13 protein-coding genes and 2 pseudogenes are annotated in these 15,380 nt (G+C 37.5%); 2 read left to right on the forward strand and 13 right to left on the reverse strand.

Annotation, left to right across the window (positions count from 1 at the left end):
- Positions 1-4: 4 nt before the first annotated feature.
- Positions 5-556, reverse strand: a complete 552-nt coding sequence (locus LRS05_RS16245) for a DDE-type integrase/transposase/recombinase (RefSeq protein ID WP_257869201.1) — start codon at positions 554-556, stop codon at positions 5-7.
- Positions 531-1,103 carry a transposase gene (locus tag LRS05_RS16250; protein ID WP_257869202.1) on the reverse strand — a complete coding sequence of 191 codons (573 nt, stop codon included), beginning with the start codon at positions 1,101-1,103 and terminating at the stop codon, positions 531-533. Before LRS05_RS16250 ends, LRS05_RS16245 begins: the two co-directional genes overlap by 26 nt.
- 292 nt (positions 1,104-1,395) lie before the next feature.
- Between LRS05_RS16250 and LRS05_RS16255 the strand changes: the two genes are divergently transcribed.
- A complete protein-coding gene (locus tag LRS05_RS16255; protein ID WP_257869203.1) occupies positions 1,396-1,863 on the forward strand; it encodes a hypothetical protein in 468 nt (155 codons plus the stop codon).
- Here the strand turns inward: LRS05_RS16255 and LRS05_RS16260 are convergent, their stop codons facing one another.
- The 10 genes from LRS05_RS16260 to LRS05_RS16305 all read right to left on the reverse strand — a co-directional run bounded on the left by LRS05_RS16260 (position 1,864) and on the right by LRS05_RS16305 (position 14,018).
- A complete protein-coding gene (locus LRS05_RS16260; protein ID WP_257869204.1) occupies positions 1,864-2,913 on the reverse strand; it encodes a hypothetical protein in 1,050 nt (349 codons plus the stop codon). It abuts the gene before it with no gap.
- The gene (locus LRS05_RS16265; RefSeq protein WP_257869205.1) at positions 2,906-3,226 is read right to left on the reverse strand and encodes a hypothetical protein; all 321 of its coding nucleotides are present in this window, start codon (positions 3,224-3,226) and stop codon (positions 2,906-2,908) included. Before LRS05_RS16265 ends, LRS05_RS16260 begins: the two co-directional genes overlap by 8 nt.
- Positions 3,198-4,052, reverse strand: a complete 855-nt coding sequence (locus tag LRS05_RS16270; protein WP_257869206.1) for a hypothetical protein — start codon at positions 4,050-4,052, stop codon at positions 3,198-3,200. Before LRS05_RS16270 ends, LRS05_RS16265 begins: the two co-directional genes overlap by 29 nt.
- A gap of 5 nt (positions 4,053-4,057) precedes the next feature.
- Positions 4,058-5,026: a hypothetical protein gene (locus tag LRS05_RS16275; RefSeq protein ID WP_257869207.1), complete on the reverse strand. Its 969-nt coding sequence runs from the start codon at positions 5,024-5,026 to the stop codon at positions 4,058-4,060.
- Positions 4,995-5,954: a hypothetical protein gene (locus LRS05_RS16280; protein ID WP_257869208.1), complete on the reverse strand. Its 960-nt coding sequence runs from the start codon at positions 5,952-5,954 to the stop codon at positions 4,995-4,997. Before LRS05_RS16280 ends, LRS05_RS16275 begins: the two co-directional genes overlap by 32 nt.
- Positions 5,951-7,051 carry a hypothetical protein gene (locus LRS05_RS16285; RefSeq protein WP_257869209.1) on the reverse strand — a complete coding sequence of 367 codons (1,101 nt, stop codon included), beginning with the start codon at positions 7,049-7,051 and terminating at the stop codon, positions 5,951-5,953. Before LRS05_RS16285 ends, LRS05_RS16280 begins: the two co-directional genes overlap by 4 nt.
- Positions 7,048-7,890 (reverse strand): HAD family hydrolase, encoded by an 843-nt coding sequence (locus tag LRS05_RS16290; RefSeq protein WP_257869210.1) that lies wholly within the window; start codon positions 7,888-7,890, stop codon positions 7,048-7,050. Before LRS05_RS16290 ends, LRS05_RS16285 begins: the two co-directional genes overlap by 4 nt.
- A gap of 86 nt (positions 7,891-7,976) precedes the next feature.
- Positions 7,977-8,948 carry an SIS domain-containing protein gene (locus LRS05_RS16295; protein ID WP_257869211.1) on the reverse strand — a complete coding sequence of 324 codons (972 nt, stop codon included), beginning with the start codon at positions 8,946-8,948 and terminating at the stop codon, positions 7,977-7,979.
- 976 nt (positions 8,949-9,924) lie between these two features.
- Positions 9,925-13,173, reverse strand: coding sequence for a collagen-binding domain-containing protein (locus tag LRS05_RS16300; protein ID WP_308224993.1), 3,249 nt, complete (start codon positions 13,171-13,173; stop codon positions 9,925-9,927).
- Positions 13,174-13,421: 248 nt separating this feature from the next.
- Entirely contained in the window at positions 13,422-14,018 is a 597-nt protein-coding gene (locus LRS05_RS16305) for a hypothetical protein (RefSeq protein WP_257869212.1), read from the reverse strand.
- A gap of 98 nt (positions 14,019-14,116) precedes the next feature.
- Between LRS05_RS16305 and aat the strand changes: the two are divergent.
- A pseudogene (gene aat / locus LRS05_RS16310) lies at positions 14,117-14,753 on the forward strand (leucyl/phenylalanyl-tRNA--protein transferase).
- Between the two features lie 50 nt (positions 14,754-14,803).
- Here the strand turns inward: aat and LRS05_RS16315 are convergent.
- Positions 14,804-15,380 (reverse strand): annotated as a pseudogene (locus tag LRS05_RS16315) (cbb3-type cytochrome c oxidase subunit I); the annotation flags it as partial.

The following is a 15,380-nucleotide window of genomic DNA, read 5'->3' on the forward strand; positions in this document are numbered from 1 at the left end:
AAGTTTATTTGGAGCAATTTCTGGAGGAGGCTATCAATGCTTCTTCAATTTGTTTTTTTGTCACAGGATCGTCTGATTGTACAAGTTCAGACTTAAGGGAGGTAAAAAAGTTCCTTGGTATAGCATTATCTAAATAATTTCCCTTCCGGCTCATACTGCGCTTAATACATTTATATGAGGCTAGTTTACGGGTAAATGCTTTATTCGCATACTGTGGTCCTCTGTCTGAATGGAATAGTAATTCTTTCTCTATTGTACGACCCTGAACGGCCATTTCCCAAGCTGGCATCGACGTTTCTTTTATCGTTAGTCTGTCGCTGAGGCTCCATCCAATAATGTTCCGGTCATATAAGTCCATGATAATTGTTAGGAATAAAAGTCCTGTTACTGTTTGAATGCTCGTTATAGCCGAGACCCAAACCTGATCAGGTTTTTCAGCGTTAAATTGCCGGTTTAGAATGTTAGGAAAAATACAGGGATTGTAAGGAATAAATGGTGAACTATACTTGGATTTATTGCTGGTGCTTAGCTTACTCACAAGGCCTAATTTTTTCATGTAAAAAGGTAACCTGAGCCGGTGATAATTTAATGCCCCGGCTTTTTAATTCTTCCGAAATTCTTATATTGCCATAGCGCTGTTTGTACTCATAAAATATTGCAGTTACTTCTTGTTCCAATATAAGACTCTGTCGTTGCCTTGGAGATTTTGCCTGGCTTTTCCATTTATGATAGGTTCCTGTCAATATTCCTAATGCTTTACACATTTTCCATAATGGGTACCTGTCCAGATTGTCCTCAATAAAGTGGAAGATCATAGGTTTCCCCGCAGCGATATGCTCATTTGCGTTCTTAAAAATTTCAATTTGAAGTTTCAATTCTTCCAGTTTTTTTTTAAGGTCGAAAATTCTTTTTTGTTCGGGGTTTTTAAAATAACCACTTCCGCAAAAACTTCCCGTTCCAAATTCTTGGAGTTCCTTTTGCCAGCTGTATATATTTGAAGATGGTATACCTAACTCTTTTGAAACTTTATGGAGACCTCTTTCAACCCCTAATTTGACGGCGTTAAATTTAAAATTACGGTCGTACGTTTTACGTTTTTTCATTTATAGAGACGTGGATTGGCAGTTGAATATTAAGCCCAGATTTTTTAAATGTATTGAATTGTTTACTAAAAACTTGTCTTGCAAGACGAAATTTTATATATACCAATGGAATTTAAATATGTGGTGCATTTATGATGCTGTAACAATCGAATTTGAAAGGCTATTTAAGGTGCATTAAATAAATGCAGGTTCGAATATTTTCCCATTCTAAGCAACTCTGAATATGAAATTATTCACTTTGTTTTCTAAAAAGTTATAGATTTGGGTTTATATAAAATCTAACACAATACTTATGGATATTCGGAGGCCGTATCTACAGGAAGGTAGATTAGCTGATATAATTGCTTTGATTCAAGTTTTGGCACTAGACAAAAGGGGGCATCGAGGAGAAAATGGTTTGAGAGAAGAGCTGAATGGCAAACCAAAATCTGCTGAATCATGGACTAACATCGCAATCTCTCACCCAGAATTTTTTAGAGCAGATCAGACTGTCGAATATGGGATTTCGCTGATAGCGAGGCATGTTATTGATAGAAATGAAAAGGGAGTACGTGATGTCCCACTAGAATTAATAAAAAAACTGATTGAAATTGCAATAGAATTACATGACCGTCAAAAGGAGCGGGCTGATCGTTGGAAAATTTGGCTGCCGGTAATTGTCGTAATAGTTGCGGGCCTAATAAACGTCATAGTAACTATTTCAACATCTGACAACAGGGCCGATAAAAAAGATTCCTGTAAGATAGAAGCCTCCGAATAACTATAAAATGGATTCGAAACAGAAGTCATTGATAGTTAGAATATCAATATGCGAGCTATGGATATTGGTCTTGTAAGAAATATTATGCAATATGCAATCTACCATAGTAGTAACAGACTTCAGATCCAGATTGTACATGGCACCCCGAGCACCATCATATAGACAATTAATAGCACCTAAAATTTGTCCGATTTTTAGAGATTGTTGAATTTCTTCCGTACTTGCATTATAAAACGAATTCGCACCATCAAATGCTAGTTCGTTTATAATTCCTGCGGTACACCAGTCTCCGGCTCCTGCACTATCGGTCCAATTATCTAACTTATATGCTGGATTATACATCCATTTATTATTGTTTCTATTCTTAATTCTAAATCTCAGCCCATCTTCACCTAATGTTTCAATTTCCAAAGGAGCATTTGGTTCGGGATATAAGGTTTCGTAGTTTGAAATCCTGTCTTTGGAAAATTTTACAATGTCTGAAATCGACAGGCATTCCTTAAATTGCTTATTATCGACAATCGAAGAGGGTTCAAATACAATGACAGCGCCTAAACCTTTATAATATTTAGCTAACTCAATGGATGATCTGTTGACTCTGTCGAAGTAAAACGCATTGCATGATCTCTTTTTAGAAATTATGTCTTTCACGGACGATGCTAACACTGGCTTGTAAGACGGTAGCCATATGTTGGTTTGAGGTATTTTAAATTCAAATTTATGCTTTGGTTTTCCATCTCCATCTTTGAGAATCCTATGGATAATAATAGGTGTAACTCCATCATCAGTCATAGAAATCAACTCTGTATTGATTGAAAAATTAGCGAAATCATATAGAAGTTTTTCAGCGGCAGAGTTGTCGTTCAACCTCGCAATCGGGTTTGAAGACCAGCCTAAGAATGATAGGATTGCTAAGACATTACCGCATGAGCCACCTGCACATAATTTCGCAGGAGTAGATGGGCTACCATTAACGATGACGTCAAGGGCAACTAGACCTGCTCCTACAGCGATAGATTTGTTTTGTGTGCTTTTTCTTATACTATTCATGGTATGGCTCTCCAGTGAGCCAAATTACAAAAAGTTCGCTATTTTGTGCACTTTCCTCTAAAGAATTTAAATCTAAAATTTCATAATCCGGCGAATCCACATTGACAACACCCACACCAATTTTAGGTTCGTTGTTAATGGGATGATTTAAATCATAAGCAGCTAATAAAGCTCCAATGGATAATAGCTTACTTGAAAAAGTGCTAATTGCCGCTCTGCAGTCACCTAGTGATTGCATTGACTCCTTATATCTGGCAATGGTAGAGCATATTTTTCTGTATGTATCAAATGGATTTTGTTCCGAAACATACATTATATTTTTGAGGTTCGACCAAAAGCTCTTCGAACAGCAATTTGTGATATTCGATAATCATATTGTCACCACGACGCGGGTTCTTAGACGGGAAAGGTAATATGGGACATAATTCATCTGGGTCGATAAAGCGAAAAGCCTTGTCGATGTGTGCATTTTTATTTTCTCCTAAAATTGGCAGCCAAATGACTGGAGAATCGTGCGACAGATCCAAGCCGCCACCAAATCCTCGGCTGTAGTCTAAATCGGTTTCAACCTCTTTACCCTGAATGTTACCATCAAGCGCCGAATTCTCTGCAACGATTATTATAAAGTTTTTCTTAAGCTCATTTTCATCCCTATCGATAAGAAACATTATCTTGCCTATGAGTGAAAAGTAAATACTTCTGGGTATTGAGCTTATATCAACTATTACAGTTGGATAATCTTTTATATCTTCAAATGTGGAAATAATGTTATCTGATGCCTGTCTCGAGGCAATTTTGCGTTTATTTCTCCCTTTACCTTCCCACATCTTTATAGTTTTTGTGGTAAGCTTGTTATCTCCCAAAACACTTTTTAAAAGGTCAAGATTTGTTTCCACCAACTGTTTATAGTTGGTCGCGGACGACGTCCTGCCTTGGTCATATTCAACGAGCAAACAGTCGATTTTAGTATCAACTTGAAGTTCTTGAATTTTTTTTATAGCGAGATTCATGCGGCTATCAAAACCTTTACCCATGATGTAAAGCGCCTGGTTCGCTTTGGGCAGGTGCTGTGAAAAAAAAGAATCAAATTCATTATTTTTAATCATCACATAGGGATCCCAGCGTAGCTTTCTTTCCATTTACCTTAAATTATTATTTTTAATAAATCGTCTGGCGTTCTGGGACGCCAGCCGCCATAGGTGTAGGGTAGGTTATATTTATTACATAACCACCTATTCAAATACATTACCATCCACTTATCTCCTTTTTTACCTTGATTTACATCCGTCTCAATTTCTATTAAATTATAGGCTACGCAAGAAGATAATACATTTCTGAGCAAATCAAACCTTTGGTTTGTAATCCAGGGCTCTTCGTCTATAAGACTGGGTGTTTTATTAAGTTTAATACCAATACCTGTAACTCCGGGAGCGTAGGGCGCGTTCATCTTATATGTCTCTTTATGAGCCATCTCCCCGAAAGCTATTAAAAACTTTATGACAGATTTACTAAATGGAACAATCTTGCTAATTTCTGTCCATTTTTCATCTGTAAGTTTCTTAATGATTTCTTCTTGCCTTTGTGCTTTTATGATCAACTCTTCGCCCACAACATTTCTGGAAAGTATCTCTTCGAACAAGCCCGCAGCAAAATTTATAAATTGTTCAATATTTGCAGAAGACAACTTTACCATCTTATCAATACCATAATAATAGGGGATACTATAATCTTTAGCTACAAATAATTCAGCTGCACTATTAATGGTAGAGTTGATTTTATCCTTAATATCAGCGACTGAAAGTGGAAAATCGAATGTTAATTGTGATTTGTTAGAATCTCTAGAGATAATTATTTGAATTGCCTTTAATTTTTGAGACATTTCATATGGTGTGCCTGTAATATCATCTGCATAACTAATCCAGTCATCATAACGATTTGTTATGGAGGTGATTTTGGATAGGTATTCCCTTGAATCACTAATAGATTTTAAAAAGTTGGCTTCATATTCATTTTCGTCAAGATCTGTCTGTATGTAATCTTGGAAGGAATCGATCTGGACCTCATTAGATAATTTTGATCTTTTATCTGCAATATTTAGCAGAATGTTTTTCAAATTTTTTAGGATTGTCTCTCCAAAATTGTTCGAGGTTAATTTCTTTAAAATCTCTGCCTTGGAAAGCTCCCAGTGGCAAATTTTCGTCCGGTTCTAAAGCCTCTAGGCGCTCAGCTATCCAAACATTAGCGGAACTCCTTGCCTCGATAAGATATTCTTTAATTATTTTTCTTTGCGAAGGTGACAGTTTATGAGCATCGTCAAGCATAAAAAGAATTTTTTCGCATGCAGCTTCACCTGAATATTGCAGGTTTTCAGGACTTAAGACCAAGATAGAAAATAGTTCGCTATGCCCTTTGGGCTGGATTTCGGATAAAGGGGCAAAACTATCTAGTGCTTCATAAACTTTTTCTTCTATTTTTCTGGCCCATTCGAATAAGACATCTCCAGTGCAAGGGAGTTGCAAATCCAAAAAGTAATTTTGTTCGTTGTTATGTGTAAAACTAATGTCTTTCAGATTTTCCGGAAATTGCGCTTTTTTTAAAGCTATTATTCCCCGTAATGTGGACATAATAATTCGTGCATTCAACAACGCAAAGAACAGTCGTCTCTTTTGAGAGCTTTCAGCGTTAATGTCTTCCAAAACTGAATAGTTCCTTGCGCAGGTTAAAAACACGCCAAGTAGTGGTATTGCATCGTCAGTTACAACCTTTATTTTTTTTAATGAGTTAAATAGATCTTTGTATGTCTTATTCGACCTGTGATTTAATAAAGTTAGCAAAGTGTTAGGCTGAAATATCCTAAGCAGCGAGGTCTTACCACCTCCTGGAGAGCTGTGTATAAAGTAAATATTCTCCCAAAGTTCATTTTTTTGTTCCTTTTCAATTAGCGTATCAATGACAATGGAACTGTATAACCTCAGAAAACTTGAATCAGATTCAATTTTTTCGGAGGCGCGCATTCGAAATGGATTTCTGTAATTACTCATTGTTTATGTCTTGATACTCGTGGGAATAGTCCTCTATATTTTTTATCATCAGGTAGCCACAAGATTGGCAGTGAATTATTGGGTGCGTTATGCGAGAGCACCAAAGGTAAAGAACATTCGTTGAATCCTAAATATGGATGTTCATGTCTCCCCATTTTAAAATGCCTATCTATCACCGTATCATCAAAATATTTCTTTAAAATATTTAAAAACCCATCTTTTTCTATAATGTTCCTTTTAATGTCACCACTGATCAATTGCACTGCCTGCACAGTGATATCAACAGTTAGATTATTTTCGGTTTTCCATTGACTGGTAGCTTCTTTTAATAATTGTATTGACTCTTCGGTAGCTATATAAAAAAGTATATGAATTTCTAAACCGTTCAGGTCTAGGATTGATTTAAGATTTTTTTCTTTTTCAGTTTCATCTTCCGGATTTCCATATATAGATTTTAAAAATTTATAAATCTTTCCCTTTTTCTCATTCGCCCTAAAATAACTGATGCCACTTGCCGTAAAGTCATCAATAAGGAAGATGGAATTGAATTTATTGTTCTCTGGGCTGTCCTTATTTAACTCTCCCAACATATCTTGTGCCTTTTCGTAATTTATCTGGTAGGTGCTCGAGACCTGCTCATTATTTATATTGCAGGCCCTTCTAAATTGATCGATCTTGCTTCCATCACTTAGTCCGATATAGAGCGTTTGTTTGCTCACCTTCTTGTATTCGGGACTACCTACGATCTTCTTTATATGATAACTGTCAATATTAGCCTGCTTAGCAGCCTTTTTAATTAAAATAGGATTAATTATATCTGGAAAGGATATACTTAATAAATGAAAAACTTCTGAATTGGAGATGAAAATTAACTCTTCGAGGAAAAACTTATAAGCTATTCTTTTTTCTTCATTGCTTTCAAATTGTTTTAACCATAGTACTAAACTTTCAACGAAACGAATACCAGGTGAAAATTGTTGATACTCGTTATATTTAAAGTTCGCCAAAGATTGCAATAGCGGTCTCTCCGTGGAGACTTCATCTAAGGTCCAACCCATAATTTGTATTAGCAATTTCTCAGCGAGAGCAGTTCTCATAGTGAAAATTTTATTTTGAAGAAATTATCTTTGAACTCAATAGCATTAAAGTACTCTAAGGTTGCTTCTACGCAGTTAACTCCTTTTGACGCTAAATTCCAGCAGGTATATGGATCGGCAGATACCTCATTGACACTTAGGGAAAATTCATTAGATAGTAGTTGATAGTCGTTCCCTGGGTATTTGCCCATGTCGCCGATGCACAAGAAATTTCCGATTTCTTTTTGATCTGCGAACATATTACGGAAATGTTCAATTGCGTTGTTCTTACTTGTTTTAGCAGAGATGATATCAATAGAATGGCTCGACTCTAAAACCTGAACTTTGAACCTGAATTTGTTTTTAGTATAGTCCATCAAAATTCTCTTAATTATATTGGTATTGCCCTTATCGATAATCGAGACTGTTAGTTGTCCGCTTCGTAAATCAAGTTTACAGAATTTTTGAATAATAGGATTATTGCTCAATGCGCTGGATATTTCCTGAAATAGTTCGTCTTCATTTTCTTTAAGGGGGAGTTGTGAGTCGGTCAAAAGTCCAATTTGTGAACCGTTATAATAGCCGATAGTTACATGGTTCCAAAATTCTTCAGGGAGGACAGATTGCAGGCTTTCACGAACTGATTTTCCACGTCCAGTAATCACACCAAGGTAAATACCTCTCTCAATAAATTGAATTAATTTGTCAGTGACTTCTTTACGTGGAGCGGTAAAGCGCTCTTCTGATGAACATAAAGTACCGTCATAGTCCAATAGTAGTCCATGAAATTTCGCTTTCCGTATCTTGGTCACGAACTCTTCATATGATTGGAAGAGTAAGGTATTAATTCCATCCGTCAATGAGTGATTTATTTTACCAAACTTCCTTTGTAGCGCTAATTCGGCCTTATAACTAGTAGTTGTAGATGAATTTATCTTACCAGATTTTAAATGGTAAAGTTTGCTTCCATAGGATGGAACTCCCGGTCTTCCGGGATCAATTTTTTTCTTTGGCCAATGGCTTCAACCAGATAGAATGATTTAGCTAACAGATCAATACTCCCATCTGATAAGTTATATTCTGTACTTAAATGAAATACAGGTATGTCATTTGGAATTAAGGCTAAGGTTTTGTCTGCCAGATTTTTTTCATCAGGGGTTGTTATGCTTATAATTGCTGTTTGACTTTTCTTCTTATCGATCCAGTTATGTCTTCCATGACCAAAATTTCTATAGTCAGCGACCAGCACATTTCCTAATCCCGCTTCTGAAAATTTTGATTCAAGATCTATTGCTACCGGCTTACCCCAGCCGGCATACAAAACTAAAAGGGTAAAATCAGGATAGAGCTGGGAAACGAAATTGCCGACCTTAGCAAGAAAATCCTGGTTGGGAATTAAATTTCTAATTTCAGGCTTGATGTGGAATATCCTGGAGATTATTACAAAGTAAGCAATCAAAGAGTTCGTAGCCAGGAATCCATCCTTACCCGCTATGTTTTCAACTTCCAATATTCTGGTCACAGAAAATGCCTTACTTTTCCTTGCAAGGGGAGAGTCTATCGTGAGGCATAAGGAAAGGATTTTTCTAGGCTCGTTTGAAATTAGCGTGTCAAATGCTGCAAGAATATCTGAATTTCTGCCCCCAGCACTAATCAACACGGTCACAGTTTTACTATCAATAGCGTTCTTAATATATTGTAGTTCGAGGGGAGTAATATTCCTAGCTATGGAACCCAGATTTTGTTGATGTAAAGCAAATAATTCACAAGCCGATGACGAACCTCCACTTCCTATGACATACGTGGGATGCTCAAGCAGGTCTTGTAGCATATCATCAAGATTTGGAATAGTCGTATTTAAAGCCCACCTGTAAGTATCATTTAATTTCTCTAATTCTTTATGGAATGGTTTGCCCATATATTTATCGTGTTTCTTATGTAGTAAATATAACTCAAATAGATTTATAACTTATTTCATTTTAAAATTTAAATGGTGTAATGCACGTAACGGTTCAGGCAAAAGATAGAAGATAGACCTAAGTTAGTAAGGTGTTACTTTTTTTGTCAGAATCTTAAACTTCATGCTGCTGCTTTTCCTAAAGGCAATTACTGCTGAATCCTTGAGACAGATGATTTTATAATCATCGCTTTGCTTTATAGCAAATTTATGGTGGGAATTCGATATATTTTCGCTGTTAGCATATTACAGTCTTCTTTGAATTTTATATGGAGGATGATCCTCAACGTTCCTGCAATATAGTAAGGATGTTTTCAACGATAATTGTTAAGAGTATTATCCACATATAATATAGTTACTGGCGCAAATTTTAATTTTGTATAAGAAATTCAACTACTGTAGACGAGAAGTAACAAAGCGCAAATATTTCATCGGTAAGTTTGAGCGTCATTCGGTACACATAGAATGAAGATAGATTCTCTTAACCATTTGATGTTGTCCACACGGACTTTATAATGTCTGATATTACTACTACAAGAATTATTTTCAGGAAATGTACGGAAAAATATTAGCAACTGAAAAACTCAATTATGTGTTCAGTCGCTATATTGCTTATTAATTTATAGGTTAAAGATTGTTTAATATATGTATACTCTTCTTAAATTCTTAAATGAAGAAATTTATTTATATATTTGATTTAGTTCTTGAACTGTGTACATACTAATAGTCGTAATCTTGTGGTGGCTATTTAAGATATTTGAAGGGAAAGAATAATAGAATCGAATTTGTGGTACATTCGTGGTGCAAGCCAAATGAAAGCATGAAAAGCCCAGCGTATAATCGCTATCTAAAGATAAGTTCGAATCCCTTCCTCTCTGCAACTATATAAATAAAAAGGCTGCCTGTTGGCAGCCTTTTATCATAATCTACATTACAACTATTTTATAACGATTTTTGATGTACCGTAATTCACGTTACCGCTGTCAACGTTAAAGAAGAACATACCTGAGTTAAGGTGGCTGAAATCAAAGTTAAGCTCATTCCTTCCCTCTTCCAGGTTAACAGCTGCTGTATGTACCAGCTTGCCGGTAATGTCATGTACCGTAACTTTAGCAGTTGTTGTAACCTCGCTATAAAGCAAACAGTTGATATTACCTTGAAACGGGTTAGGGAACATTACAAACTGGTTAACCATTGAGTTTAGCAACTCCTCATAACCTTCACGGGCTGTCTGGGTAAATTTAACGTCTTCTATTGTCAGGTCAAGGTCATTAGTCCCAGCCTGTACTGGTAAGAATGTGTACGTAATCATTGTAAGGTCATCAGCAGTCAATTGCTGGTTACTTGCAATCGATTTCATGAAGCTGAATGGTATGTAATAAACTTCTTCTTTGTTACGCACATTTATCACAGCTTTGTACTGGTGTTTCCATTCTGTAATACCGGCTTTTACCAGGCCAATTTCAAGCAGGCCGCTACCTTTGGCTTTGAACGAAAGGAATTTATAATCAGTATAATTAGCGGGCAAATGGCCAGGAAGCAATGATTTGTATAGGGTAAGATAGTCTTGGTTGCTATGCGCCTGCAATTTTACATTCCTGTGTATAGCATACTCGTTCTCGTTATATACTCTGTCGAAGTCATTTGATACTGTGTAAGACTTTATTATGGTGTTAGCGCCGTCATAGTCAAGGCCCCAGTTACCGTCAGCATGATAAAATGCATCCTGGGTAATTCCTTCCACTTTTATAAGCCCATCATACTCATAACCATCTTTGATATCGATACGAAGCGTCTGCGTCATTTCAGAAGTCAGTGGGTTATATCTCATGGCATAACCATTAGTTTCGCTATATACTTCTTCAGTAACAACCTCAATGTTCTGCCCTGCTTCAGCACTTTTCAGGTTAATAACCATATCTGTCCCTTCCCTTGACACTTTAGATGCATAGGTCTTCGGCATCCTTTGTACTTCTGTTTGCTGTACCGGGATGAAATTTTGAAGGTTGTGCAGTATATCTGTAACGAGTTTCTCTGTGCTTTCAGGATTTGTAGCCCAAACCTGGAAGTTATACATATCATTCATGATTGCATAATCCTTCACAAACCAGTTAGACTGCAGTGTATACTTAGTGTCGTTATTATTTTTTGCAACAGCAAATGATATAGCATATTCAACAATACCTGTGCGTTGTTTTATTGCCTGCATCAGGAAATTATAGCCTTCAATCTGTACTGCTTTTACGGTAAGTATTTCGGCGCCGCGAAGCCTGTCACATGATGCTTTGGTATGGTTATATACCTTATCTCTCGTTCTTACCCCAAGTACAACAGCTTTAGTTTTGCCGGCTATTTCAAAGTCAACACTTATTACTTCCTGGGCTATAGTGTAGTCAAGGATATCTGTAGGTGATGTTACGTGCGATGTGTTTCCGGAAGCAAGTTCTGTCGGGAACATTGCAAGCATCGTCTGGCTGTTTACGTTGCGGCCGGCAGGGTTTGATTTTACAAGCAGCTTAGCTTTGTCATAAAGCATAGCATCGGTCTTTACTAATTCTGTAGGTACACTTTTCATTTTGCGTTGCACATATCTTTTTGATAAGGCATCACCAAGGCTTTCGCTTTCAAGTCCACCATTATTACCTGTACTTACATCATCAGACGCAATCACTACACCAACAACAGTTGATTTTTCACATCCGTTAGCAGTAGTTCCTGTAACAATTACTTCATAGTAGCCTTCTACAGTAAATGTAAAATTCACAATCGGCTGGTTGGTGTACAATCCTGTACCTGCGCCTGCCATTGACCATGAATAATTAGTAAAATCTGAAGCATTTGTGAGCGTAAACTGCTTTGTGATTGATCCGTTACCTGTTGCAGCTGTTGCCTGGTTTACAGCAGGAACAACTTCAGGGTACACAGTTAAAAATACTGTTTTTGTATTGCTGCCATAAGTATTTGTTGCGGTAAGCTTTACCATATGCACACCGGCAGTTGCAAATGTTTTAGTTGGATTCATGGCCGTGCTTGTAGTGCCATCGCCGAAATCCCAAAGGTATGAAAGCGGAGCTTCCGGTTGAACCGCATTTCCGGTATGAGATGTATTTGTAAACACAAATGCATTACCAAGGCACAGTGCGCCGTTGTTTATGCTAAAATTAGCTGTCGGGGCAACACCTACCGGCTGTGCACAACCTGTAACAGATGGTGTGAAAACTGCATAATGCACTTCGCCGCCACTGTGTATGAACGATTTTGCAATAACCTGCCCTTCGAGGTTTGACTGGTTACCGCTTTTATCAACGTTTGCAAAAGGAGCGAATACTGTACCTTCAATTGCATTACCTGATACAATGTTTAGCTGTGTGGTATTGTAAAAGTTATATAAAATGTACGGACAGTTCTGGAAGCCTATGCCGCCCTGGTTCCATACATTCCAGTTATAAGTACCTGCCGCATCTACATTAATAACCAACACTTTTGAAGCGCTTGGCGGGTTATTGAAAATGATATTTTGTACAGCATTAAGGTCTGCTCCCGTAATATTAAAATAGTTTATACCATCAGCAAGATTGATTTTGATTTGTCCCGGCATATTGGTATGAGGTATAGTCGCTCCATTCGCATTTGTAATATTTGCATTGGCAGCACATTGTGAGATTGCCGAAGACTTTGTGCGAAGCGTCTGGAAAGCTGCACTAAAATCAAGAAGCCCGCCCTGGAAAACAGGATTATTGTTTACACCTACGCCAAGCTGTGGAGAATTTGCCTGAAGCTCAATTCTGGGCGAACCGTTGTAACCTCCTGCTGTAGGAGTAACCCTTATTGGAGGTGTGGCATTATTCTGGTCATAGTACCAAACGGTAGAGCCTGTGCTATTACCAATCTTTACGTATGTATTAGACTGTACCTGAACAGCGTTTCCGGATGTGTAATTAACTTTACCATTTACTAACAGGCCGATTTTTACTCCGCCTACAGTAAAGGTACCGGAATTATGTATAGCCACCTGGTAGCTGCCTTTAATAGTAAGGTCACCGCCGCAGGCAACAGGGCCTTCAGTTTCATTTGTTATAAGAGTAAGGCCGTTTTCAGTAAAGATATTGAAACCTTTAGCTGCCTCGGTTGGGCTTTGCGCAGTAGCGAGGTTTGTAAAAACAGAGAGGCCGCCGATAAGGAGCAGATCCTCAGGAGTACTTTTCTAATCATCAATATTAAATTTTAACGTTTGGGGATGGCAAATGTAAGAAAACATTTTTTAATTGACACAACTTCTTAAATAATAAACGCGCTTATGTTCAATTATTTACGCGATATATTATTCCAAATTTATCGTTCAAGAGTTAAATATTGACTACAAATTAATTGTTAAAAATAATATTTACATAACTGTTCTCTATTACTTCTTACTTGCCACTGAAACATCAACCTTTAAAGCAGCACATACCCAGTTTCGAATCCATTGTTCTGATGAATTTTTTCGACCATGGTAAAATATTTATCATGACCATTGCATAAGCAATCAATATAAAATTCATTTTGTGCGCTTCTTTGCCCTAATCTTTTAAGGCCAATGAAGATTTTACCAGGACTTTGAATGTCAAGCCCTGCAAGATATAGTGTAATGCTTCCTTTGTGTTCCTTTTTAACCGTGGCAACCATCACATCATCAATCAGTTTTTCGCCAGGTGTATTGTCAGGATTTACATTGTATATCACCAATTCAAAATCTGTATCCCGGAAGGTATCAGGCTTTACTTTTTTGAAAAAATACATTTCGTTAAAATGAAATGAAACAGAATTTAAGTACCCGGACTTCAAACCGTCAACCAATGTTACAATTTCTGATGCATCAGCCATGTTTTCCGCAGCATAGCAGGGACCACGAAGCTTTTCGGTACGAATTTTAATTTTTGGCCGGTCACTGCCAATCACAACTTCTTCAAGATGTAGGGTATCTTTTGATATATTTATTTGTGCTAACACCTGGGTGCAAATCAAGAAAATGAGTCCTGTTATAATTTTCATAGATATATTTAAATTTCGAAAGTTACCTATTAAAAAGCATACTATTGTTTAGTTTTACATGTTATTAGTAATTTTGAAAGCTTTTATCTGAAGATAATATGTACTTTCTTACACGTGAATTATATTTTCCCAATGTTGAAGAAGCCTCACCTGAAGGCCTGGTTGCCATTGGCGGCGATTTGAGCCCTGAACGTTTATTATTAGCATATCGTAACGGAATTTTTCCCTGGTTTGAAGATGATGAACCTATATTATGGTGGAGCCCGCCGGAGAGGATGGTACTCTTCTTCAATGAGCTGAAAATATCAAAAGCATGCGCAACATACTAAACCGGGGGATGTTTACTATTACCTGTAATAAAGCGTTTCGCGAAGTTATAACAGCCTGCCGCCGTGTTGAGCGTGAAGGCCAGGATGGCACATGGATAACCGATGATATGGTTGATGCCTACTGCAGGCTACATGAATTGGGTGTAGCCCGGTCATATGAAGTCTGGTATGAAGATAAACTCGTAGGCGGCTTGTATGGGGTTGATATGGGCCATATCTTTTTGGAGAGAGCATGTTTTCACTAATGCCAAATGCCAGCAAAGTGGCCTTTATAAAATTATCACGCGATTTACAAAAGCAAGGTTACAGGTTGCTTGACTGCCAGGTACATAATTCGCACCTTGAAAGCCTGGGCGCACGTGAAATACCAAGAAAGGAATTTATACGATACCTACGTTCAATATAACAATAAAAAAGAGCCCTGATAAGAGGGCTCTTTTAGTATTGAGATGGGTATTAATGGTGTAATACCTCTTCATTTTCTTTCATTGGTACGTTTTGCGGAACAAAAATCGTCATCATGGCCAGGCTTGCTATAGTCATAAGGCCACCTGTAAACTTCAGGTATCTCGCCAGGCCAGTTACCGTGCATATGCTCAACCGGAGCTGTCCACTCAAGAGTGTTAGACCTCCAAGGGTTCATTGGTGCACGCTTACCACGGAATATGCTGTAGAAGAAGTTCCAAAGGAATACAAGCTGAAATGCTGCACCTATTATGGCAAACATCGTGATGATAACGTTTACGTCAGCAAGGTCGTCAAATAAAGGGAATGCAGTATTGGTATAATAACGCCTTGGCAATCCTGCCATACCTATAAAGTGCATTGGGAAGAATATACCGTAAGCACAAACCGCAGTTACCCAGAAGTGGATGTAACCAAGGTTTTTGTTCATCATACGGCCGAACATCCTCGGGAACCAATGGTAGATACCGGCAAACATACCGTAAAGTGCTGATATACCCATTACAAGGTGGAAGTGAGCTACCACAAAGTAAGTATCATGTACGTTAATGTCAAGCGTACTGTCACC

This window comes from Flavobacterium sp. J372 (assembly GCF_024699965.1).
GTDB lineage: Bacteria > Bacteroidota > Bacteroidia > Flavobacteriales > Flavobacteriaceae > Flavobacterium.